The organism is Avrilella dinanensis (assembly GCF_002807015.1).
Classification (GTDB): domain Bacteria; phylum Bacteroidota; class Bacteroidia; order Flavobacteriales; family Flavobacteriaceae; genus Flavobacterium; species Flavobacterium dinanensis.
Map to the genome: position 1 here is coordinate 576380 of NZ_NIPO01000001.1, position 22252 is coordinate 598631.

Here is a 22252-nt window from a genome sequence, read left to right on the forward strand (position 1 = left end):
AATCAATCTTTGAGGGCTAAACAATAGGTATTTGTACTGAAATTACCGTAGTTCCTTTTTCAGTTTTAATTTCTATTTTTCCCTTTAACTCAGATAAACGGTCTTTTATACTGTTAAGTCCTAAACCTGTTTTTTCTTGATTCTTTTTAAAGCCAATGCCGTCATCGTGTACACGGACAAGTAATGAATTTTCTTTTTCTAAAACAAAAACAAAACATTTTTGTGCTTTACTGTGTTTGTTTACGTTTTGCAGCAGTTCCTGAATAATCAGATAAATGTTTGTTTTTTCTTTGATATTAAAGCGTTCCCATTTTATTTTTTTATTTATAGAGCAATTAAAAACAGTGCCAAAGGGGTTTTTCTGAGTTAGCACCAGATTTTCTAAGACTAATGAAAAGTCCTGCTGTTGTGAGAAAAGGTTCTTGTGTAAATTGTGAGAGACTTCTCTTATCTGTGATTCTGTTTTTTGCAATTCTTCAATCAGTCGTTTTTTTTTCAATGGATTATCTGTTTTCAACTCTTCCAGATTAATACGTGTGGTAAAAAGACGGTTTAAAACACCGTCGTGTAAATCTTTTGCAATACGATCCTGTTCACGTGCTTTGGTTTCTACGGTAATAGTTTGTTGTTGTAATAAAAGTTCCTGTATCTGTTGTATATTGTTTTGTTCTTTTTGTTGATACATCAATTCTTTATTCTTGATTTTAAGTCGAAGCACTATAAATATTAATATGGTGAAAAGAGAAATAAACAGTACACCTGCAAATAAATAACTATTTCTTTTACTGAGTATGGTGTTTTGTTCTTCTACTTCATCGGTTTCGTAAGCAATTCGTGCAAATTTATTTCGGGTAGCTTTTTCCAACTCATACAAACTGTCCTTTACTTTATGATATTTTTCCGTATATAGAATTTTGTTTTCTTTATCATTTACTGACAAGAGTTCTAAACTTTGTAAAAGATCATAATTACTGTGGTATTTAATAGACAAAATGTAGGCTTCGTTAAAATTTTTCAAAGCATGTAAAGTATCCTGTTGAGTTAGGAAATATTCGCCGATAATAATTTTACTGCCAATTATTCCTTGTTTGTGATCTATTTCTTCTCGTATCTTCAACGAAGTACTCAGTAAAGAATCGATAATTTCTTGGTTCTGACTTGAAGAGTATATGCTGTTTTTTGCATAGTTATTAAGTAGCATAGCATGTAGCTTCGGATAACTTTCTACATATTCTTGTGAGAGTGCCATATCAAGATACTCTTTTGCTTTTAAATAATTATTGGTTTCAATATAAAAATTGCCCATGTTATTATAATAAGACAGCCATGATCTTTCTATTCTATTCGAATTATATTTTTCATTTTCAAGCCGATTCAATAAGCCGGGTATTTTGTCGTAATAGTTTAAAGCTTCGTCATATTCTTTAAGATTCTTTAGGTTTAATGCCATTCTTAAAGTAGCTTCATAAATTAGTCTGGTATTTCTTGATTTATTTAAGATATTAAGAGCACGTATGGTTTGTACTTCGCTCTCAGCGGAAATCCCCATATTATACAAAATTCCTGCTTTATACGAAATCATACGCCCCCAGTTTAAGCTATCTTTTTTTGTAAGGTTATACAGTTTTTCTGCTTTGGTATAGCATAAAAATGCACTATCTAATTTTTGTTGGTTATCATAAACATTCCCCAAATACCAATAAACTTTTGCCTGATGTAAGGTATCTTTCTTTTTTGTTGCTCTCTTAAAAATTTCTTCTAACGCCTGTTTTGATTCTATAAATAACCCTCTATTTTCGTATTCACTGGCTACTTCTAAAAGTTTTTCTCTGCCTAAAGAATCATTAGGTGTTTGCAGCCTTACATTGTAAATACTATCTACGTATTGTATTCCTAAATTTTTGGAAGCAGAATTACCGACTGCCTGTGGTTTTTCACAAGAGAAAAAAAGCACACAGAAAGCAAACAAAAAATATTGATTTATACTCATTGACCAACTAGAATTTCAACAAATATAATATTAGAAAAGCGGTTTGTAAAGAAACCGCTTTCTTAATTTATTTTTTAGGATTTGGAAACTTGATTCCTCCTAAATCTTTATCATTATCATCGTCATCATCTCCATTTCCAGGATTTGTTTCGCCTATTCCGGTTTCTGTAGAAGATGTTGATTTTGTTTGATACTGATCTTGCCTATTTATTTCTTCTGTATCATCATCATTTGAACAAGAAATAAAAGTGGTTGCAGACAGACATAGTAATGCCATTACAAAAAATTGCTTTTTCATTTTTTAATAAATTAAATGTTAATGAATAGCCCGCCTATCTGCAGCTTCGGCAGGTTTTTTTACTTTGGAAAAAGACACTGTTTATATCTCATTCCTAAAAAGATCTCTTTCTTAATTTTGCTTTAAAGACAAGACAAAGTAACTGAATACCAAGTGCTCTTAGAAATATTAAAGGAGCTGTTTAGTCAATGAGGCTAGTCTGTGAGGATTGTAAGGAATGTAAAGGGTGAAATAAGTCATTTTGGAAACAGCTATTTTTATTTTCAGTTACCAATTAGGTTTAAATAGAGAATATGTTCTACTGAATTGCGATAATTATTAGAAAAAGGAAGTTCCTCGTTAAAGTTTAAGTAACACCTAGATTTACTAAAATGTATCCTAGAAATAAAATAAATATTAACAATATAACTTTTATGGATTCTTATGAAATAAGGAGGAAGAGACAGCTCAAAATATTTTAATGTCTTATATGCTGTAACAATCGATCCATTTATTAATTTAAAATCGGTGGTATTGTTATCAGCTTTAACATAGACGATATCAGTATAGTTCAAGAATCTATAATCACTATAAGATTTAATACATATTGATTTTTGCGGAATAGTCGGTATGTACTTTTCAAATTTTGATAAGCATTTACCAAGCGTATGGAAATTAGATTCTGTAATATAATCCGACATTCCATTTTGGATAGAATTGAGAGCAAAAACATTTGTTGGGCTTAACACAATTATATAAGGAATCAAAGGCAGGTATTCAAAAGATTCTGCAAGCACTTCAATAGTAATATTACTATTTGGTTTTACTGAAGTATTAAAAAAAACTAACTGAGGCTTGACTTTTACAATAGCTTCTAAAGCATCTGTATTGTTAGGAAAAATACCTGCACAGAAATAATTAGGAAAAAACTCGGTAATTCTTTTCACATCCATGCCCTTAACGCATTGATCTCCAACTATAACAAAAGAATAATACACACAAAAAAATTTGTTGCAACTTAACAAGCTTTTAAAGCATCATACAACACCTTAGGTAGCAAAAATGTTAATTTTCACAAGGTGCTTTAATATCTTTTTTATAAATTGTGCCTTCTAAGTAAAACATATAAAATGGATATGAATATTTTACTCGTTGATGATCATATAATGACTCTAAAAGGGTATTCTTCGATCTTAAACGAGAGCAACAATACTATTCATAAGGCTCAAACTTGTCAAGATGTCTATAATTTAGTTAATAAAGGCTTTGTTTTCGATGTGGCTATAATAGACCACAACTTACCAGCTTACTCAGAAAAAAAATTGCATTCCGGAGTTGATTGTGCATTGTTATTAAAAAAGGAAAATCCAAACTGCAAAATCATTTTAATTACTGCACATACTGAGTTTATCGAGCTTTATTCTATGTACAAAAAAGTTAATCCTTCTGCCTTAATTGTTAAAGAGGATCTTACAATAGAAATTTTTAAATCAATAGTGTATTCTTCCGATAGTAGCACTTATTTTAGTGAACGAGCTAAACAAGCCATAAAATTTGTAACAAGTAAATTACCTTTATTAAGTGAAACCAATATCGAAATTTTAATGTACCTTTCAAAAGGCTTTAAAATCAATGAACTTACCGATATTATAGGTCTTTCCAAAAGTGCTATACAAAAACGGATTGCAAAAATGCAGTTGGAGTTTGATGTTTCCGATACTTCGAGTTTAATCAAGGTAATGTATGAGTTAAATTATTTTTAAAAGATTTCTCTCCAAGAATTTATATTCCCGGCGGACGTCTTTTTCTCTTTTTCTTCTTCTTATAATGAGGAAGCTGTTCTTCTGAATTTTCGTACATCAATGGCTCAGAATTAAGTAAAGCACCCAAAATGCTTACCGCAGAATTACCAATGCTGTCAATGAGTTGTTCCAAATCCGAATGGTTATTTCGGTAAATATCCTTTGCTGTATCAAGAGCATTTTGCTGGTCTGCATCAATCAGTTTGTTTTCAAGCTGATTCAACAAATGAATAGCTCTTTTTTGTTCTGCATTACCGTTTTTCATCGTCAGTGCATAATTCATAGAATCTTTTAACATTCGGTCAAAATCAACCATTTGATCAAAAAGCAGTTCGCCTGATTCTTTGAATGCTATGCGATTGAATTGTCCTAATTTAGCAGAATGTTTCTCATTTTTGCCTCGTGAATTATTCATCGGGCTAAGCTTGATTTTGTTTGTAATATCCTTACGGCTGACAATAATCTGTATGTGCATTTGCTCTCCTTCTTTCGGTTGTCCCACCTGAGCAATTCCTTTTTTTACTTCTTCATCGGTATGATGATGATAACGATAACGTTCCAATTTGCCGTACCATAACAAATCTTTACCACTTTCTATACCGGGACGTTTAAAATTACGGGCATAGGTATCCATTACAGAAGAAGCGTATTTTTTTAATTCTTCCTCTGCACCTTTTTCTCCAAACTGTTCTTTGAGATAAATAATTTCTTTTTGGCTGGGACTGATTTATCAGAAAAAACTTTGCATCGGTTCTGCTTAATTTGGCTACATTGTTGTCAATTTTTACCCGTACTTCCTGCGGGGTAATATCTCTGTTCACGTTATTAAACCATAATTCATTTTCTATTTTTTCTTCAAATGCTGTACGATTTTCTTTTTCCAGATAGTTTACCAGTTGTCCTGAACTTCCTTTATTGTTTCCTGTTTCAGAATCCGTTATATTAATGTACATAATCTTACAGATTTTTGAGTGATTGTTTTACGTGAACGATAAGTTCTTCTTTTTTCACATTGGATGTAGTCCAGCCCATATCTTCCCGTTGGGTAATATAATAATCCAGTAATCTGCCAAACTGTTCTTTGAGCAGTTCTTTCTCTTTTTGTTTTGAAATCAGATGTTTCAATCCGTTTATAACCTGTTCACTTCTTTTGGTAAGTACGGCTGTTTGTTCACTTTCTATTAAAAGATGTCTGCCTATTCCTTCCAAAAGTTCTTTTTGTTTTAAAGAAGCTTTCTTCAAGATACCGGAATCCGTAAACAATGGAAGAAGAAAGTCTTTTTCCTGTTGACGAATAAAAGATAAAATACGGTTGACGCCTGAAGAAAGTTCTCGTTTCAGTATTTCATCATCAGGGTCTGCTGGATCTTTTTTACTACGGTAAAAATAATCCACCATCTGGCAAAAAAGTTCCTTTTTGCTACGTCTAAAACTTTTAGCCAGTTTCTCTATCTTTTCGTCCGTTTCTTTGGGATAACGGATACTGTTGGTATCTCGCTGCTTCATAATATCTTATCTTCTAAATACTGATATACCCTACGGTATACCGTTTTCCTTGTTATATGTAGTCTGAAAGACTACAAGTATACCTGTGGTATACTAAAACCCTCTGCAACGCCAGTAAAGAGGCAAGCGAGTAGGGCTCTGCCCAACTCCCGCTTGCTTTTTTCAAAACATTAGTATGTTCCTTAAATATTCTCATTGTTGCTGTATTTTGTTTGCTGAAATTCTATTTACAAATTAAAGTCTTGTTTATGAAATAATTGACATACGATAACACGCCAAATACTACCTTTGAACGCCAAATGAAGCCACACGTAGATGAAAAAAATTAAAGGCTACGAAAATCTAAAATGAGAAAAAGAAAAGTGATATATGTAGATACGTAGGAATTTAAGTAAGTACGTTTCTTCTCCTTAAAATTGTTTTCAAAACAGAAAAAAAAGAAAGCCGTTCCATCAAGGCGGACAGGTGGAAAAACCGAAAGGAAACGGAATAAGTCCCGAAGGGTGGCAGGGCAACACAACAACTCCGCGAAGCCGCTCTTTGCCCTGCCATTATGCCGTAAGCTTTTGGTGGGCGGTGCGGTGGGTCTCCGCCTTACCTTTGCTGTGTTTTTGTTCTTTTTTTGTACACTTTAAATATACAATTTAGCATCTGAACGCCAAATGCTACCTTTGACTGCAACATCAGTAGCCCTCCTCGTTTACTCCACTAATTTAGTTGGAACAACAAAAAGAAGTAAATGATGGAGAGGCGAGAAATAAGGAAAATTCCGATTGATGAAGCTATGCAGATTCTGCATAATAATGGGATAAATGTAAGCAAAGAGGAAACCGAAAAGATTCTTGATTTTTTATATCTCTTAACAGAACTTATTTTGTCAGAGTGTTTTGATGGCGAGTGAATTATTTGTAAATTGCTAATCCTTCTCAAATTCACGAACTAATCAATATTATACCAATGAAAATAGCAGATTTATACGTCAGAGTTTCTACCGATGAGCAAGCAGACAAAGGATATTCCCAAAGAGATCAGGAGGAACGACTAAGAAGGTATTGTTCCTCTCATAATATTAGGGTGGGACAAATAATTTATGAAGATCATTCAGCAAAATCATTTAACCGACCGGAATGGGTAAAATTACTTACCTCACTGAAAAAGAAAAGCTCCAAAACAAATCTTGTTCTTTTTACTAAATGGGATCGCTTTAGCCGTAACGCAGGAGATGCCTATCAGATGATTAATACCCTCACAAAATTAGGAGTTGATCCGCAAGCTGTAGAACAACCTTTAGACCTTTCGATTCCTGAAAATAAAATGATGCTGGCAATTTATCTAGCTGCACCGGAAGTAGAGAACGATAGAAGAGCATTGAACACTTTCTATGGTATGCGTAGAGCAAAAAAAGAAGGGCGGGTTATGGGAAATGCTCCATTTGGATATATTAATCGAAGTCGTGAAGATGGAAGTAAATACATTGCCATAAAAGAACCGGAAGCATCAACCATGCGTTTGGCGTTTGATGAAATAGCTAAAGGTATATATGCTCCGGATCAAATCAGACAGAAAATTTCACGTGCAGGAAAGAAAATAGTAAGTAGAAATGCGTTTCACGTAGCGGTACGAAATCCCGTATATTGTGGGAAAGTATTTATACCTAAATACGGCGATGAAGAAGCCACCATTGTTAAAGGACAACACGAAGCCTTGATAAGTGAAGAGTTATTTGATAAAGTTCAACAGATATTGGACGGAAATAAACGTCAAAGTGTCTATAATACTAAAGTTCTCTCGGATGTAAATTTACCGCTCCGTGGTTACTTGGTCTGTCCCGAATGTGGACGCAATTTGACAGGAAGTGCATCTAAAGGGAGAAATACCCGTTACTACTATTATCATTGTATTGCATCCTGCGGTTTTCGTCAAAGAGCCAAAAAAGCTAACCAAATTTTTGAAGAAGGACTTATTCAATTTGGTTTAAATGAAGGTAATAAAGATATTCTCAAAAAAATGGTTCTTCTAAACTACAATCAATTCATAAAAGAAAATCCTCAAATGGATAAAAGGAGAATTGCTAAAGAAATAGATAAATTGAACGAAAAACTATCTGTTGCAAGAGAGAAGTTACTTTCTAATATTATGGATGATGATGAATATTTAGAACTAAAAAAGGAATACAAACAGAAGATTGAAAAATTAGAAGAACAATTATCCAAAAACAATACATCTAATCCAAGCGAACAAGATATTCAACGTAAACTGAATAAGGCTTTAGATATTGTTCAAAACATATCAAGCCTCTATACTAATGGTGATATTGAGAAGAAACGAACTTTAATTGGTTCGATATTTCCAGAAAAATTAGAATTTGACGGAACGCAATATCGAACCGCTCGAATTAATTCTGTCTTTGCCCGTATCTTCCAAATAAACAACGAATTACATAAAAATAAAAACAGGAAAAATGATCATTTTAATCACTTTTCCTGTCTAGTACCTGAGGCGGGAATCGAACCCGCACTCCGAAGAACACGAGTTTGAGTCGTGCGCGTCTACCAATTCCGCCACTCAGGCATACGGTGTGCAATTGTGAGTGCAAATATAAATACTTTTTTTAAAAAAAGAAGTTTATTACAAAAAAATATTTCTAAATTTGCCCCACGTTAATTGTCGAACAAGAAAAACCAAAAATCAACCATGACTCCACGTAAACCAGAAGCCAAGATATTTGCCTGTTCAGGCAGCTTAGGTTTAGCAGAAGAAATTGCCAAAAAGTACGGTGTACCTTTAGGTGAAGTGACTTTGTCACACTACAGCGACGGCGAATTTCAGCCTTCGTTTGAGGAGTCTATCAGGGGATTAAGGGTATTTATTGTATGTTCTACATTCCCGAGTGCAGACAATTTAATGGAATTGTTGTTGATGCTGGACGCTGCCAAAAGAGCATCTGCCAGACATATTACCGCAGTAATTCCTTATTTTGGGTGGGCAAGACAGGACCGGAAAGACAAACCACGTGTTCCGATAGGAGCTAAATTGGTTGCTAAAATGTTGGAAACAGCCGGAGCAACTCGTGTAATGACCATGGATTTACACGCCGATCAAATCCAGGGATTTTTCGAGAAACCAGTAGATCATTTGTTTGCATCTACTATTTTCTTGCCGTATGTTCAGTCATTGAATCTGGAAAATCTGACGATTGCCTCGCCGGATATGGGTGGCTCAAAAAGAGCTTATGCCTATTCCAAATACTTGAGTTCTGAAGTAGTAGTTTGTTACAAACAACGCAAAAAAGCTAATGTGATTGACACCATGGAACTCATTGGCGATGTACAAGGAAGACACGTCATATTAGTGGACGATATGATTGACACCGGAGGCACATTAGCCAAAGCAGCCGATGTGATGATGGAACGCGGAGCGTTGAGCGTACGGGCAATTTGTACTCACGCTATTTTGTCGGGCAATGCCTATGAGAAAATAGAAAAATCTGCTTTGACGGAGTTAATCGTGACCGATTCTATCCCGTTGAAACAACCCAGCGAAAAAATTCGCGTGATTAGCTGTGCCGAATTGTTTGCCGATGTGATGCACATGGTACACAACAACACCTCAATCAGCAACAAATTTATTATGTAACTTTTTATTAATTTTTATATATTTTAAAATGAAATCAATTTCAATTAAAGGACAAGAAAGAGAAAGCGTAGGTAAGTCAGCGACTAAAGCCGCACGTAATGCTGGATTGGTACCTTGCGTGATATACGGAGGAGACAAGCCAGTGCATTTTACAGCTGAAGAAAAATCATTCAGAAATTTGGTTTACACTCCAAACGTGCACACTGTTGCTATTGATTTAGGAAGTCAGACTGTTGATGCTGTCTTGCAAGACATTCAATTCCACCCGGTATCTGACCGTATCTTGCACATCGACTTCTTCCAATTGCACCAAGACAAAGAAATCACTATGGAGGTTCCTGTAAAAATCAGCGGAACAGCGAAAGGTGTATTGGCAGGTGGTGTGTTAAGATTAAACCAACGTAAACTGAAAGTTCGTGCATTACCTTCTAACCTTCCTGATTTTGTTGAAGTAAACGTATCCAATTTAGATATGGGTAACAAATTGTATGTTACAGAAGTAGAAGCCGACAATTTCAAACTTTTACACGCAGACAACACTGTTGTTGCTCAGGTAAGAATGTCACGTGCTGCAATGAAAGCCGCTCAAGAAGCAGCCAAAGTAGCCAAAGGAGGTAAATAAGCAATAATAGCTTGTAGATACAAATCCCTGCCGGCATTCCGGCAGGGATTTTTTATTGAAAAAACATAATCTATCAAATTGAGAGCCTGTTTAAATTTGTATTGTAAAAATGTTTATAGGTTATTTTTGAGGCAGAACAAGGCAAATTTTTAAAGGATAGCAGAGCTATCGTTTTAAAATTTAACGCAGTTATGACCAAAAAGAAGCATAAACAAATTATTAGATAAATTTTAAACAAGCTCTGATTATTAATTTTTTGCTTTTTTGTGTAAATTCGCAGTTCGATTAGAAAATCATCATCATGAGTCAGAAATTTAATGAATACAAAGGATTAGACTTGCCGGCAGTAGCTTCGGAAACACTGGCATTCTGGAAAAACAACAATATATTCGAGAAATCCATCAGCGAAAAAGAAGGAAATCAGCCTTTTGTCTTTTTCGAAGGACCTCCATCTGCCAACGGAAAGCCCGGTATTCATCACGTAATGGCTCGTGCAATTAAAGATATTTTTTGTCGTTATAAAACCCAAAAAGGCTTTCAGGTAAAACGAAAAGCCGGCTGGGACACCCACGGTTTGCCCGTAGAACTTGGCACAGAAAAAGAGCTTGGCATTACCAAAGAAGATATCGGAACGAAAATCTCCATCGCCGAATACAACGAGGCTTGTAAAAAAACCGTGATGAGATATACCGATTTGTGGAACGACCTGACCGAAAAAATGGGTTATTGGGTAGATATGAACGACCCCTATATTACCTACAAACCAAAATATATGGAATCGGTTTGGTGGCTGCTCAAGCAAATTTATGACAAAGGCTATATGTACAAAGGCTATACAATTCAGCCTTATTCGCCCAAAGCAGGAACCGGATTGTCTTCACACGAGGTCAACCAACCCGGCTCCTACCGCGATGTGTCAGACACCTCGATTGTTGCCCAGTTCAGAGCTGTCGAAAACACCCTACCTAAATTTTTGCAAGGTTTAGGAATCATTCATTTTATAGCATGGACAACAACACCGTGGACACTGCCGAGCAATACCGCTTTGACTGTCGGGCCAAAAATAGAATATGCTTTAGTAAAAACCTACAACCAATATACTTTTGAACCGATTAATATTATCCTGGCAAAACCGCTTATCGGCAAACAATTGTCAGGAAAATATGTAGAGGTAAAAGATTTGGACGGAATTTCCGCTTACAAAGTCGGCGACAAAACCATACCATATTGGGTAATGAAAACCTTTACCGGTTCAGAGCTTATCGGCACCAGATATGAACAGTTACTACCTTATGCACAACCGTATGAAAATGCAGAAAATGCCTTTCAGGTAATTCCGGGCGATTTCGTAACCACCGAAGATGGTACTGGTATTGTACACACCGCTCCTACGTTCGGGGCAGACGATGCCAAGGTTGCCAAAGATGCCGGTGTGCCGCCAATGCTTGTTTTGAACAACGAAGGAAACCCTGTTCCGTTAGTAGATTTGCAAGGAAGGTTCGTTTCGCAAATGGGCGATTTAGCTGGCAAATATGTCAAGAATGAATATTATGACGAAAGCGATACCCCGGAAAAATCGGTAGATGTTGAAATCGCTATCAGCCTGAAAGAAAAAGGATTGGCATTTAAAGTAGAAAAATATACACACAGCTATCCGCATTGCTGGCGGACAGACAAACCAATTTTGTATTATCCACTGGATTCGTGGTTCATCAAAGTTACAGCAGTTAAAGAACGAATGTTTGAACTCAATCAGGAAATCAACTGGAAACCTAAAGCTACCGGCGAAGGGCGTTTCGGCAACTGGCTGCAAAATGCGAACGACTGGAATTTGTCCCGCTCGAGATATTGGGGAATCCCTCTACCTATCTGGCGTACGGAAGATAAAAACGAAGAAATCGTCATCGGTTCGGCAGAAGAATTGATTCAGGAAATCGAAAAATCTATCCGGGCAGGTCATCAGAAAATCAATCCGTTTGCTGATTTCGTTATCGGTGATATGTCGGAAGAAAACTACGACTGCATCGATTTACACAAAAATGTGGTAGATGAAATCATATTGGTTTCTCCGTCAGCCAAACCGATGAAAAGAGAAACGGATCTCATCGACGTATGGTTTGATTCCGGTTCGATGCCTTATGCACAATGGCATTATCCTTTTGAAAACAAAGAGCTTATAGATAAAAACCTGGCTTATCCGGCAGATTTTATCGCCGAAGGTGTTGACCAGACCAGAGGTTGGTTCTATACACTTCATGCGATTGCCACTTTGGTTTTCGATACGAAAGCATATAAAAATGTGGTTTCCAACGGTTTGGTTCTGGACAAAAACGGACACAAAATGTCCAAGCGTTTGGGCAACGCTATCGATCCGTTTGAAACGTTAGGCGAACACGGTCCGGACGCAACACGCTGGTATATGATTAGCAATGCCAATCCGTGGGATAACTTAAAATTTGATTTAGAAGGAATTACAGAAGTTCGTCGTAAGTTTTTCGGCACTTTGTACAACACTTATTCTTTCTTTGCCCTGTATGCCAATATTGACGGATTCACGTACAGTGAAGAAGAAATTCCGTTGACAGACCGACCGGAAATAGACCGCTGGATATTGTCTGAACTCAACACATTGACCAAAGAAGTTGATGAAAGTTTTGCTGCTTACGAACCAACCCGTGCAACGAGAGCCATTTCTGATTTTGTGCAGGAAAATCTGTCGAACTGGTACGTTCGCCTATGCAGAAGACGTTTCTGGAAAGGCGAATACGGACAAGATAAAATCGCTGCCTATCAGACACTTTACACCTGTCTGGAAACCGTAGCAAAATTATCAGCACCGGTTGCTCCGTTTTTTATGGACAAACTTTATAAAGATTTAACACAAGTAACACAGAAAGAACAATTTGAATCTGTACATTTGGCCGATTTTCCAACCTACGATGAAAACCGAGCAGATAAAGATTTGGAAAGCCGAATGCAAAAGGCACAAACCATTTCTTCGCTCGTATTATCATTGCGTAAACGGGAAATGATTAAAGTACGTCAGCCGTTGCAAAAAATCATCATTCCGGTATTAGATGAAAAGCAACGAACTGAAATTAAGCTGGTTGAAGATTTAATCAAAGCAGAAGTCAACGTCAAAGAAGTAGAGTTGCTCGACGATGCCTCAGATATCTTGGTTAAGCAAATCAAGCCTAATTTCAAAACATTAGGTCCTCGCTTCGGAAAAGAAATGGGATTGATAGCCAAAACCATTCAGTCTTTCGGACAGGAACAAATTAATGAGCTGGAAAAAAATGGTGAAATAACCGTTGATGTTTCAGGAAAAAGTATTATATTAAACCTCGAAGACGTAGAGATTTCTTCGCAGGACATAGAAGGTTGGTTAGTGGCTAATGCAAACGGAATTACCGTAGCTTTAGACATTACCATAACGGATAGTTTGAAAAAAGAAGGTATTGCCCGAGAGTTGGTAAATCGCATTCAGAACATCAGGAAAGATTCCGGTTTTGAAGTGACCGACAAAGTAAATGTTACCCTTGTTTCACAATCTGAAATAGAAGATGCCGTACAGGCAAATGAGACATATATTAAAGCAGAAACGCTAACGGAAAACATTTCGTTTGTTACAGAGATAGAAAACAGTACAAGTATTGAATTTGATAATTTAACTACACTGATTGCAGTGCAAAAAATTTGATCATTATGACAGAAACAGAAAACACTAAAGTACGCTATTCAGATACTGATTTGGCAGAATTTAAAGAGCTGATATTACAAAAAATAGAGAAAGCACAAACAGATTTAGAGCTGATAAAAAGTGCTTACACCAACGACTCCAACAACGGCACAGACGACACCTCTCCTACCTTCAAAGCTTTTGAAGAAGGAAGTGAAACTATGTCGAAAGAAGCCAACTCAGCTTTGGCAATCCGTCAGGAAAAATTCATTCGTGATTTAAAAAATGCTTTAATCCGAATCGAAAATAAAACCTATGGTATTTGTCGCGTAACTGGAAAACTCATCGAAAAAGAACGATTGAAACTGGTTCCGCACGCAACCTTGAGCATGGAAGCCAAATTACAGCAAAAATAATTTTTATAATAAGCCGGATTGATATTCGGCTTTTTCTTTAAACCACAAAATTGTATGAAAAAAACACGTTGTGGCTGGGCTCCGGCGAGCGATCAGCTTTATACTGACTATCACGATAACGAATGGGGAAAACCTGTTTTTGACGATAATGTATTGTTTGAATTTATGGTTCTGGAATCGTTCCAAGCAGGATTGAGTTGGATAACAATTTTACGAAAACGAGAAAATTTCAGAAAAGCATTTGACCAATTTGATTATAAAAAAATCGCAAAATATGATGATTCAAAAACAGAAGAGTTGGTCAACAATGCGGGCATTATTCGTCATCGTGGAAAAATTGAAGCTGCCATCAACAACGCCCAAAAATTCATCGAAATTCAAGATGAGTTCGGTAGCTTTTCTGATTATCTGTGGAAATATGTAAATCATACTCCCATAAAAAACAGATTCAAATCGTTGAGCGAAATTCCCGCCAAAACCACTTTATCTGACCAGATTGCGAAAGACCTCAAAAAAAGAGGCTTCAAATTCATGGGCTCTACAACGGTTTATGCTTATATGCAGGCAGTCGGTTTGGTCAATGACCACGTTGCAGATTGTTTTGCGTATGCAGATTAAAAACAAGCCGAATTTGTAAAATAACACAAAGTCACAGAGAACACAGAGATTTTACTTGTGAACTTTGTGACTTTGTCGCAAAATATTACTTTTCAGACCTTTTATTTAGTCATCAGAAAAGAAAAAGATTATAATTTAAAAGTCAATACCGACTTGGAAGAATGGTTGACCAAATCTTCACTGATACTTCCGTTCAGCAAGCGGGCAAAACCAGTTCGTCCGTGTGTGCCCATAGCGATTAAATCCGCATTGATGCTGTCGGCATAATTCAAAATTCCTTTTTCGATATCGGTATCGTTGTAAATCGCAAATTCGTATTTCGCAATATTGAGCTGCTGGATATATTCTTCCGCCATTTCCTTCGCCACATGTGTAGATTTAAAGTTATTCGGCGTATTCACATACAAAAAGCTAGGTTTTATCTCATTAGATGTAAAGAAATTTATCATCTTTTTAGTAGATTCTTTTACTTCTGCACCCAAATCAATAGCGAAAACAACATTTTCAAAAAATGTATGGGTTTCTTCATTTTTGATAACCAAAACAGGAATTTCAGATGTTCTTACCACTTTTTCCGTATTTGACCCGATAAACACTTCCTTGAAACCGCTGGCTCCGTGCGACCCCATCACGATTAAATCTACATCGTTAGATATCGCCACTTCATTGACCAAATCAAATGTTCTTCCGAGCCTCAATATCTGAGAAACAGACAAACCGTTTAGTTCCGGAGACAGCGAAGTTTGAGACAATCTTGCCTCGGCACTGTTTTTGAAAAAGATAATTTCAGGCACATCAAATCCGGGTTGTACAGCGTCCATAGCCTCCTGAGGCAGGTCGATAATATGTAACAAAATGAGTTCGCTGCCTGTCTTTTTTGCAATGTTTGCTGCCGTTTTTAGTGCTCTGCCGGCTTGCTCAGAAAAATCTGTTGGGACTAATATTTTTTTCATAAATACGGTATTTAATAAGTTTCATATATGATTACGACGATAAATATAGTCATTTTTAAATGATTTGCATAAAAAATTCGTATATTTGCCCAAAATTAAAATGTGAGGGGACGGAAGAGTCCCCTCTTTTTATAGCAATATGAGTTTATTAAACAGAGTAAAAGAACTGCTGGACGAGGCTTTTGAGAAGTCTCCCGAGCTGTTTTTAATAGACCTTTCTATCACTCCCGAAGACAATATTACCGTTGTCATCGACGGAGACAACAGTGTTACGCTCGACGATTGCATCACAATCAGCCGTGCGGTGGAGCATCAGCTTGATAGAGAAGAACACGATTTTTCGCTCGAAGTAACCTCTGCCGGGGCATTATCTCCGTTAAAATTGCCAAGACAATACAAAAAAAACTTAGGCAGAACACTGGAAATACAAACGCAGAATGGTAAATTTGCAGGAAAATTAATTGACGTTCAGGAAAATACCATCGAAATCGAATGGAAATCCAGAGAACCAAAAGAAATCGGAAAAGGAAAAACAACCGTAAACCGAACAGAAAAATTTAATTTTGAAGATATAGAAAAAGCAGTTGTGGTAATATCATTTTAAAAAACATGTCATGGAAAATATAGAGCTAATAGAATCTTTCTCTGAATTTAAAGAGATTAAACACATCGACAGAATTACGCTGATGGCTATCATGGAAGACGTTTTCAGAAACGCCCTGAAAAAGAGATTCGGGACAGACGAAAACTTCGACATTATCATCAATCCTGACAAGGGAGATATGGAAATCTGGCGCAACAGAATCGTGGTGGAAAACGGAGAAGTGGAAGATGACAATTCGGAAATTGCTTTGAAAGAAGCTCAGAAAATTGAACCTGACTTTGAGGTAGGAGAAGAAGTATCTGAACCAGTTAAACTTACTGATTTAGGGCGAAGAGCGATTTTGGCACTTCGACAAAACCTGATTACGAAGATTCATGAGCATGACAGCACAAATCTTTACAAACAGTTTAAAGATTTGATTGATGAAATTTATTCTGCCGAAGTACATCATATCCGACACAAAGCCGTGATTCTGATGGACGACGAAGGCAACGAAATCATTTTACCGAAAGACAAACAAATTCCTTCCGATTTCTATAAAAAAGGCGAGCAGGTTCGTGGAATTATTGAATCGGTTGAGCTTAAAGGCAACAAACCTCAGATTATCATGAGCAGAACATCAACATTGTTCCTTGAAAGATTGTTTGAGCAGGAAATTCCGGAAATTGCAGACGGATTGATTACCATCAAAAAAGCCGCGAGAATTCCGGGCGAAAAAGCCAAAGTTGCCGTAGATAGTTACAGTGACAACATTGACCCGGTAGGTGCATGTGTGGGAATGAAAGGAAGCCGGATTCACGGTATCGTAAGAGAATTGGGCAACGAGAATATCGATGTGATTAACTTCACAACCAATCAGTCATTGTACATATCCAGAGCATTGAGTCCAGCAAAAGTAAACAATGTAAAGATATATGAAGACGAGAAGAAAGCGGAAGTTTTCCTTGATGTAGATGAAGTATCAAAAGCTATCGGACGAGGCGGGCAAAACATTCGTCTGGCAAGCATGCTTACCGGATATGAGATAGACGTAATCAGAGATGGTTCACAAGTTTTGGAAGACGACGTTGAATTGAAAGAATTCTCTGACGAAATCGAACCATGGATTATCGAAGAATTTGAAAAAATAGGGTTGGATACAGCCAAAAGCGTACTGAAAAACTCGATAGAAGAATTAGAAAGAAGAACCGATTTGGAAATAGAAACCATTCGTGAAATCGTTGAAATTCTGAAAGCCGAGTTTGAAGACGAAGATTAAAAACAAAAATAAAATAAAGGGAAAGGATATATGTCTGACAAAAGATCTATAAGAATTAACAAAGTGCTGAGAGAACTTAATATTTCTCTTGACAGGGCCGTGGATTTTCTGAAATCCAAAGGTCATGAAATCGAGGCGTCTCCAAACGCCAAGATTTCACAAGAGGAACTCGATGCTCTTAATAAGGAGTTCTCTACAGATAAAAACAAAAAAGAAGCTTCTTTGGAAGTGAGCGAAGAAAAGAAAAAAGAGAAAGAAGCCATACGTTTGGAAAGAGAAAAAGAGCTGGAGGAAAAACGTAAAAAAGAAGAAGCCAAAAAACGCGAAGAGGAAGCTGCTGCCAAAAAGCGTGAGGAAGAAGAGGTTATTAAAGCCAAAGCAACAAAAATTGACACCATCAAACCTGTTGGTAAAATAGATTTGGGTGACAACAAAGAAAAAGCCGAAGAAAACAAGAAAACTTCCGAAAGCAAAAAGACCGAAAAAACAGAGAAGAACACCAAATCTGTACCGGTACAAAAAGAGGAAAAAAAATCGCCTCAACCTAAGTCAGCACCTAAACCGAAAGAAGATAAACAGCCTCAAAAAGAGGAAAATGCTAAACCTCAAACTACTGAAAAACAAGAAAAATCAGAGGAAGAGCCGGCTGTTATCAAAACGCAATACCAAAAACTGTCCGGTACCACATTTACCGGGCAAACCATAGACCTTTCCCAATTCAACAAACCGAAAAAGAAAAAAGAAACTAATTCGGCGTCAGACAGTGCGGACAAAAAACGCAACAAAAAACGCAAGAGGATTGTTAAAGATACTCCTGCAGACAAAAATGCAACCGGCAACAACAATAACAAGAGAAACAACAATAATAATAAGGGTAAAAACGCCCGTCCGAAAAAAGCTGCTCCGAAAGTAGAGCCTACAGAAGAAGAAGTTAAAAACCAGATTAAAGAAACGCTGGAAAGACTTCAAGGTAAGCAAAATAAATCCAAAGCGGCAAAATACAGAAAAGATAAACGAGAACTTCATCGTAAAAAAGAGGAAGAAGCCCGGGCAGAAGAAGACAACAAAGTGCTGAAAGTAACCGAGTTTGTTACTGTAAGTGAAGTAGCTACTATGATGAATGTACCTATCACACAGGTAATTGCGGCTTGTATGTCTTTAGGAATCATGGTAACCATGAACCAGCGACTTGATGCAGAAACGCTGACAATCGTTGCTGATGAATTCGGCTACGAAGTAGAATTTACCACTTCTGATATTGAGGAAGCTATGGTTGAAGAAGAAGATGACCCGGCAAGTCTGGTTCCGAGAGCTCCGATTGTAACAGTAATGGGACATGTTGACCACGGTAAAACGTCCCTTTTGGATTATATCCGTAAGGCTAACGTAATTGCCGGCGAATCAGGAGGAATCACGCAACACATCGGTGCATATAGCGTAGTTCTGGACGGCGGGCAACGAATTACTTTCTTAGATACACCAGGTCACGAGGCATTTACTGCGATGCGTGCCAGAGGTACTCAGGTAACTGATATCGCTATCATTGTGGTAGCTGCCGACGACGACATCATGCCGCAAACCAAAGAAGCAATTTCACATGCTCAGGCAGCAGGTGTGCCGATTGTATTTGCCATTAACAAGGTGGATAAACCAACAGCAAACCCGGATAAAATCAAAGAAAAATTAGCTTCGATGAATTTCTTGGTAGAAAGTTGGGGAGGTTCCTACCAATCACATGATATTTCAGCAAAATTCGGGCAGGGAGTTAATGAATTATTAGAAAAAGTATTGCTCGAAGCAGAAATGCTTGAGCTCAAAGCCAACCCGGATAAATCTGCTTCCGGAACAGTAGTAGAAGCTTATCTTGACAAAGGTCGCGGGTATGTTTCCACTGTTTTGGTACAAGGCGGAACTTTGCGTGTCGGCGATTATATATTAGCCGGTAAAAATCACGGTAAAGTACGGGCAATGCACGACGAACGCGGTAATAGCGTGAAAGAAGCAGGTCCGTCAATCCCGATTTCTATTCTCGGATTGGACGGGGCACCGGCAGCCGGAGATAAATTCAATGTTTTTGAAGACGAAAGAGAAGCCAAACAAATTGCGGCGAAAAGAACGCAGTTGTTGCGTGAACAATCTGTCCGAACGCAGAAACACGTTACTTTGGCAGAAATCGGTCGTCGAATTGCATTGGGAGATTTCAAAGAACTTAACATTATCCTTAAAGGAGATGTGGACGGTTCTGTTGAGGCGTTATCCGATTCATTCTCTAAACTGTCCACAGAAGAGATACAAGTTAATATTATCCACAAAGGCGTGGGAGCAATTACCGAATCGGACGTGTTACTAGCATCTGCCTCTGACGCGATTATCATTGGTTTCAACGTGAGACCAATGGCAAGTACCAAAGCATTGGCAGACAAGGAAGAAATCGATATCAAAACCTATTCTATCATCTATGACGCTATCGACGATGTAAAAGATGCCATGGAAGGTATGCTTTCGCCGGAACTCAAAGAAGAAGTTACCGGTACTGCTGAAATCCGTGAAACTTTCAAAATATCGAAAGTGGGTACGATTGCCGGGTGTATGGTTATGGACGGAAAGATTTTCAGAAATTCCAGAATCAGGTTAATCCGCGAAGGAATCGTTATTTACACCGGAGAACTCGCTGCATTGAAACGTTTCAAAGACGACGTAAAAGAAGTTGCGAAAGGATATGATTGCGGTATGCAGATTAAAAATTATAACGATATCCAGATTGGAGATACGATAGAAGCTTTCCATGAAGTGGAAGTGAAAAAGAAACTCTAAGCAGGAAGTAAAAAATAGCAAAGCGTAAAAAAACCTGCGGGAGTTGTACCATGTACTTTCTCGCAGGTTTTTTGTCAAAAGCCACGTTGGTCACTATTAAAAAACTGTTTAAAGTTATCTCAGATAAGAAATTTTGTCATACTTATGACTTTTGGTCTTAAATTTGATAGATTCTAACTAAACTCAAAAACAAAGAAATTATGTATATTATTTTAATGGTAATAATTATGGGAGCAAGTTGGTTTGTTGGACACCGGCTGCAAACCAAATTTGAAAAATACTCTAAAGTACATTTAAGAAACGGAATGAGTGGTGCAGAAATTGCAACCAAAATGCTTCACGACCACGGTATTTACGATGTAAAAGTAATTTCGACACCAGGGAGACTTACCGACCATTACAATCCGGCAAACAAAACGGTAAATCTGAGTGAAGCTGTTTACAATCAGCGAAATGCCGCAGCCGCAGCCGTTGCCGCTCACGAAGTGGGACACGCTGTGCAGCATGCCACAGCCTACAGCTGGTTGCAAATGCGAAGTAAATTAGTACCGATAGTTAGTGTTTCTTCCAGATTTATGCCGTTTGTATTAATCGGAGGAATCTTGTTATTGCAGACATTTCCACAGTTATTACTCATTGGAATCATTCTTTTCGGGTTAACTACCTTGTTTTCTGTAGTTACTCTGCCGGTTGAATATGATGCCAGCAACAGAGCGTTAAAATGGCTGCAAACCAAAAATATGGTTTCTCAGGAAGAATTTGCTGGAGCAAAAGATTCGCTCAAATGGGCAGCAAGAACCTATTTAGTCGCTGCAATTTCTTCTATCGGAACATTGCTTTACTATATTATGATTTATATGGGCAGAAGATAAAACAACATTTGTTTTCAAAAAAACTAAGGCTTTATGAAATTTCGTAGAGCCTTTAGTTTTTTGATAAGTTTTTAGTTTCGTCTCTGATTAAGTTTAAATATTCAATTTCCCTACAATAAAAGAAAGCCGAAACATTCCACATTTATTTAATAACTTTGCAAAATGATAGCTGAGAAGAAAGACATACGTAAACTGAGCAAAGATGATATTCGTGATTTTTTTGTTTCCAACGGCGACAAAGCATTCCGGGGTAATCAGGTGTATGAATGGTTGTGGAAAAAAGGAGCACATTCTTTTGACGACATGACCAATCTTTCTCTGTCTGCACGAGAAATGCTCAATCAACATTTTGTGATTAACCACATCATGGTGGATAATATGCAACAAAGTGCTGACGGAACGGTAAAAAACGCAGTAAAATTACACGATGGTTTAGTTGTTGAATCGGTATTGATTCCGACAGCAACCCGGACAACGGCTTGTGTGTCCAGCCAGGTTGGGTGCAGCCTGAACTGTGAGTTTTGTGCCACAGCCCGGCTGAAACGAATGCGGAATTTATCGCCGGACGAAATCTACGACCAGGTGGTAACCATCGACAAACAAAGCCGTTTGTATCACGACCGCCCACTTTCAAATATCGTATTTATGGGTATGGGCGAACCGCTGATGAATTATAATAATGTGCTGCAAGCTGTAGAAAAAATCACTTCTGATGAAGGTTTGGGCATGTCCCCGAAACGGATTACTATCTCTACTTCCGGCGTATCTAAAATGGTCCGAAAAATGGCTGACGACGGTGTAAAATTCAAGCTGGCAGTGTCGCTGCATTCGGCAGTGGAAGAAATTCGTAACAAAATCATGCCTTTTACCACCAATTTTCCGCTTACAGAACTTCGGGACGCACTACAATACTGGTATCAGAAAACCCGAAACAAAATCACTTATGAATATGTGGTTTGGAAAGGGATTAATGATGATGAAAAATCTATCAAAGCCCTGGTAAAATTCTGCAAGCACGTTCCGTGTAAAGTAAACCTGATTGAATACAACGCTATTGACGACGGCGATTTTCAGCAAGCCGATGAACAAGCGATTGAGAATTATATCCGAGCTTTGGAAGAAGCCGGAATTGTTGTGAAAGTGCGACGTTCGCGAGGAAAAGATATTGATGCCGCCTGCGGTCAGCTGGCGAATAAATCTTGATT

18 protein-coding genes, 1 tRNA gene and 1 pseudogene are annotated in these 22252 nt (G+C 37.4%); 13 read left to right on the forward strand and 7 right to left on the reverse strand.

Annotated elements, in window-relative coordinates; genetic code table 11:
* Positions 1-16: 16 nt before the first annotated feature.
* The 3 genes from CDL10_RS02805 to CDL10_RS02815 all read right to left on the reverse strand — a co-directional run bounded on the left by CDL10_RS02805 (position 17) and on the right by CDL10_RS02815 (position 3265).
* Entirely contained in the window at positions 17-1990 is a 1974-nt protein-coding gene (locus CDL10_RS02805) for a tetratricopeptide repeat-containing sensor histidine kinase (protein ID WP_100677134.1), read from the reverse strand.
* Between the two features lie 67 nt (positions 1991-2057).
* On the reverse strand, positions 2058-2288 hold the full coding sequence (locus tag CDL10_RS02810) for a hypothetical protein (protein ID WP_100677135.1): 231 nt from the start codon (positions 2286-2288) through the stop codon (positions 2058-2060).
* Between the two features lie 263 nt (positions 2289-2551).
* Entirely contained in the window at positions 2552-3265 is a 714-nt protein-coding gene (locus tag CDL10_RS02815) for a LytR/AlgR family response regulator transcription factor (RefSeq protein ID WP_133119446.1), read from the reverse strand.
* A gap of 132 nt (positions 3266-3397) precedes the next feature.
* On the opposite strand from CDL10_RS02815, the gene CDL10_RS02820 reads away from it, so the two are divergent.
* On the forward strand, positions 3398-4030 hold the full coding sequence (locus tag CDL10_RS02820) for a response regulator (RefSeq protein ID WP_100677137.1): 633 nt from the start codon (positions 3398-3400) through the stop codon (positions 4028-4030).
* 19 nt (positions 4031-4049) lie between these two features.
* Here CDL10_RS02820 and CDL10_RS02825 read toward each other — a convergent pair.
* A pseudogene (locus CDL10_RS02825) lies at positions 4050-5022 on the reverse strand (DUF5712 family protein).
* Positions 5023-5026: 4 nt separating this feature from the next.
* A complete protein-coding gene (locus tag CDL10_RS02830) occupies positions 5027-5575 on the reverse strand; it encodes a BfmA/BtgA family mobilization protein (RefSeq protein ID WP_100677138.1) in 549 nt (182 codons plus the stop codon).
* A 739-nt stretch (positions 5576-6314) separates the two neighbouring features.
* Here CDL10_RS02830 and CDL10_RS11395 point away from each other — a divergent pair.
* Both CDL10_RS11395 and CDL10_RS02835 read left to right on the forward strand, forming a co-directional pair.
* Entirely contained in the window at positions 6315-6476 is a 162-nt protein-coding gene (locus CDL10_RS11395) for a hypothetical protein (protein ID WP_165772972.1), read from the forward strand.
* Between the two features lie 56 nt (positions 6477-6532).
* A complete protein-coding gene (locus tag CDL10_RS02835; RefSeq protein ID WP_100678613.1) occupies positions 6533-8113 on the forward strand; it encodes a recombinase family protein in 1581 nt (526 codons plus the stop codon).
* Here the strand turns inward: CDL10_RS02835 and CDL10_RS02840 are convergent.
* Positions 8067-8146: transfer RNA gene (locus CDL10_RS02840), tRNA-Leu, on the reverse strand. The two genes, CDL10_RS02835 and CDL10_RS02840, sit on opposite strands and share 47 nt — an antisense overlap.
* A 123-nt stretch (positions 8147-8269) precedes the next feature.
* On the opposite strand from CDL10_RS02840, the gene CDL10_RS02845 reads away from it, so the two are divergent.
* The 5 genes from CDL10_RS02845 to CDL10_RS02865 all read left to right on the forward strand — a co-directional run bounded on the left by CDL10_RS02845 (position 8270) and on the right by CDL10_RS02865 (position 14546).
* Positions 8270-9211, forward strand: coding sequence for a ribose-phosphate pyrophosphokinase (locus CDL10_RS02845; protein WP_100678614.1), 942 nt, complete (start codon positions 8270-8272; stop codon positions 9209-9211).
* A gap of 28 nt (positions 9212-9239) precedes the next feature.
* Positions 9240-9833: a 50S ribosomal protein L25/general stress protein Ctc gene (locus CDL10_RS02850; RefSeq protein WP_100677139.1), complete on the forward strand. Its 594-nt coding sequence runs from the start codon at positions 9240-9242 to the stop codon at positions 9831-9833.
* A 301-nt stretch (positions 9834-10134) separates the two neighbouring features.
* On the forward strand, positions 10135-13533 hold the full coding sequence (gene ileS, locus CDL10_RS02855) for an isoleucine--tRNA ligase (RefSeq protein ID WP_100677140.1): 3399 nt from the start codon (positions 10135-10137) through the stop codon (positions 13531-13533).
* A gap of 5 nt (positions 13534-13538) precedes the next feature.
* Positions 13539-13928 carry a TraR/DksA family transcriptional regulator gene (locus CDL10_RS02860; protein ID WP_100677141.1) on the forward strand — a complete coding sequence of 130 codons (390 nt, stop codon included), beginning with the start codon at positions 13539-13541 and terminating at the stop codon, positions 13926-13928.
* A gap of 54 nt (positions 13929-13982) precedes the next feature.
* On the forward strand, positions 13983-14546 hold the full coding sequence (locus CDL10_RS02865; RefSeq protein ID WP_100677142.1) for a DNA-3-methyladenine glycosylase I: 564 nt from the start codon (positions 13983-13985) through the stop codon (positions 14544-14546).
* Between the two features lie 128 nt (positions 14547-14674).
* On the opposite strand, the gene CDL10_RS02870 is transcribed toward CDL10_RS02865, so the two are convergent.
* Positions 14675-15499: a universal stress protein gene (locus tag CDL10_RS02870; RefSeq protein WP_100677143.1), complete on the reverse strand. Its 825-nt coding sequence runs from the start codon at positions 15497-15499 to the stop codon at positions 14675-14677.
* A gap of 139 nt (positions 15500-15638) precedes the next feature.
* Here CDL10_RS02870 and rimP point away from each other — a divergent pair, with 139 nt between their 5' ends.
* The 5 genes from rimP to rlmN all read left to right on the forward strand — a co-directional run bounded on the left by rimP (position 15639) and on the right by rlmN (position 22250).
* Positions 15639-16103, forward strand: a complete 465-nt coding sequence (rimP, locus tag CDL10_RS02875; protein ID WP_100677144.1) for a ribosome assembly cofactor RimP — start codon at positions 15639-15641, stop codon at positions 16101-16103.
* Between the two features lie 10 nt (positions 16104-16113).
* Positions 16114-17361, forward strand: a complete 1248-nt coding sequence (gene nusA / locus CDL10_RS02880; RefSeq protein WP_100677145.1) for a transcription termination factor NusA — start codon at positions 16114-16116, stop codon at positions 17359-17361.
* 30 nt (positions 17362-17391) lie between these two features.
* A complete protein-coding gene (gene infB / locus CDL10_RS02885) occupies positions 17392-20175 on the forward strand; it encodes a translation initiation factor IF-2 (protein ID WP_100677146.1) in 2784 nt (927 codons plus the stop codon).
* A gap of 200 nt (positions 20176-20375) precedes the next feature.
* Positions 20376-21047, forward strand: a complete 672-nt coding sequence (locus CDL10_RS02890) for a zinc metallopeptidase (protein ID WP_100677147.1) — start codon at positions 20376-20378, stop codon at positions 21045-21047.
* Between the two features lie 162 nt (positions 21048-21209).
* Positions 21210-22250: a 23S rRNA (adenine(2503)-C(2))-methyltransferase RlmN gene (gene rlmN / locus CDL10_RS02895; RefSeq protein WP_100677148.1), complete on the forward strand. Its 1041-nt coding sequence runs from the start codon at positions 21210-21212 to the stop codon at positions 22248-22250.
* The last annotated feature ends 2 nt before the right edge of the window (positions 22251-22252 follow it).

Bases quoted from the DNA above. Each gene is read 5' to 3' on its own strand.
- CDL10_RS02805 (WP_100677134.1), bottom strand. From the start codon at position 1,990: ATGAGTATAAATCAATATTTTTTGTTTGCTTTCTGTGTGCTTTTTTTC.
- CDL10_RS02810 (WP_100677135.1), bottom strand. From the start codon at position 2,288: ATGAAAAAGCAATTTTTTGTAATGGCATTACTATGTCTGTCTGCAACC.
- CDL10_RS02820 (WP_100677137.1), top strand. From the start codon at position 3,398: ATGGATATGAATATTTTACTCGTTGATGATCATATAATGACTCTAAAA.
- CDL10_RS02830 (WP_100677138.1), bottom strand. From the start codon at position 5,575: ATGAAGCAGCGAGATACCAACAGTATCCGTTATCCCAAAGAAACGGAC.
- CDL10_RS11395 (WP_165772972.1), top strand. From the start codon at position 6,315: ATGATGGAGAGGCGAGAAATAAGGAAAATTCCGATTGATGAAGCTATG.
- CDL10_RS02835 (WP_100678613.1), top strand. From the start codon at position 6,533: ATGAAAATAGCAGATTTATACGTCAGAGTTTCTACCGATGAGCAAGCA.
- CDL10_RS02845 (WP_100678614.1), top strand. From the start codon at position 8,270: ATGACTCCACGTAAACCAGAAGCCAAGATATTTGCCTGTTCAGGCAGC.
- CDL10_RS02850 (WP_100677139.1), top strand. From the start codon at position 9,240: ATGAAATCAATTTCAATTAAAGGACAAGAAAGAGAAAGCGTAGGTAAG.
- ileS (WP_100677140.1), top strand. From the start codon at position 10,135: ATGAGTCAGAAATTTAATGAATACAAAGGATTAGACTTGCCGGCAGTA.
- CDL10_RS02860 (WP_100677141.1), top strand. From the start codon at position 13,539: ATGACAGAAACAGAAAACACTAAAGTACGCTATTCAGATACTGATTTG.
- CDL10_RS02865 (WP_100677142.1), top strand. From the start codon at position 13,983: ATGAAAAAAACACGTTGTGGCTGGGCTCCGGCGAGCGATCAGCTTTAT.
- CDL10_RS02870 (WP_100677143.1), bottom strand. From the start codon at position 15,499: ATGAAAAAAATATTAGTCCCAACAGATTTTTCTGAGCAAGCCGGCAGA.
- rimP (WP_100677144.1), top strand. From the start codon at position 15,639: ATGAGTTTATTAAACAGAGTAAAAGAACTGCTGGACGAGGCTTTTGAG.
- nusA (WP_100677145.1), top strand. From the start codon at position 16,114: ATGGAAAATATAGAGCTAATAGAATCTTTCTCTGAATTTAAAGAGATT.
- infB (WP_100677146.1), top strand. From the start codon at position 17,392: ATGTCTGACAAAAGATCTATAAGAATTAACAAAGTGCTGAGAGAACTT.
- CDL10_RS02890 (WP_100677147.1), top strand. From the start codon at position 20,376: ATGTATATTATTTTAATGGTAATAATTATGGGAGCAAGTTGGTTTGTT.
- rlmN (WP_100677148.1), top strand. From the start codon at position 21,210: ATGATAGCTGAGAAGAAAGACATACGTAAACTGAGCAAAGATGATATT.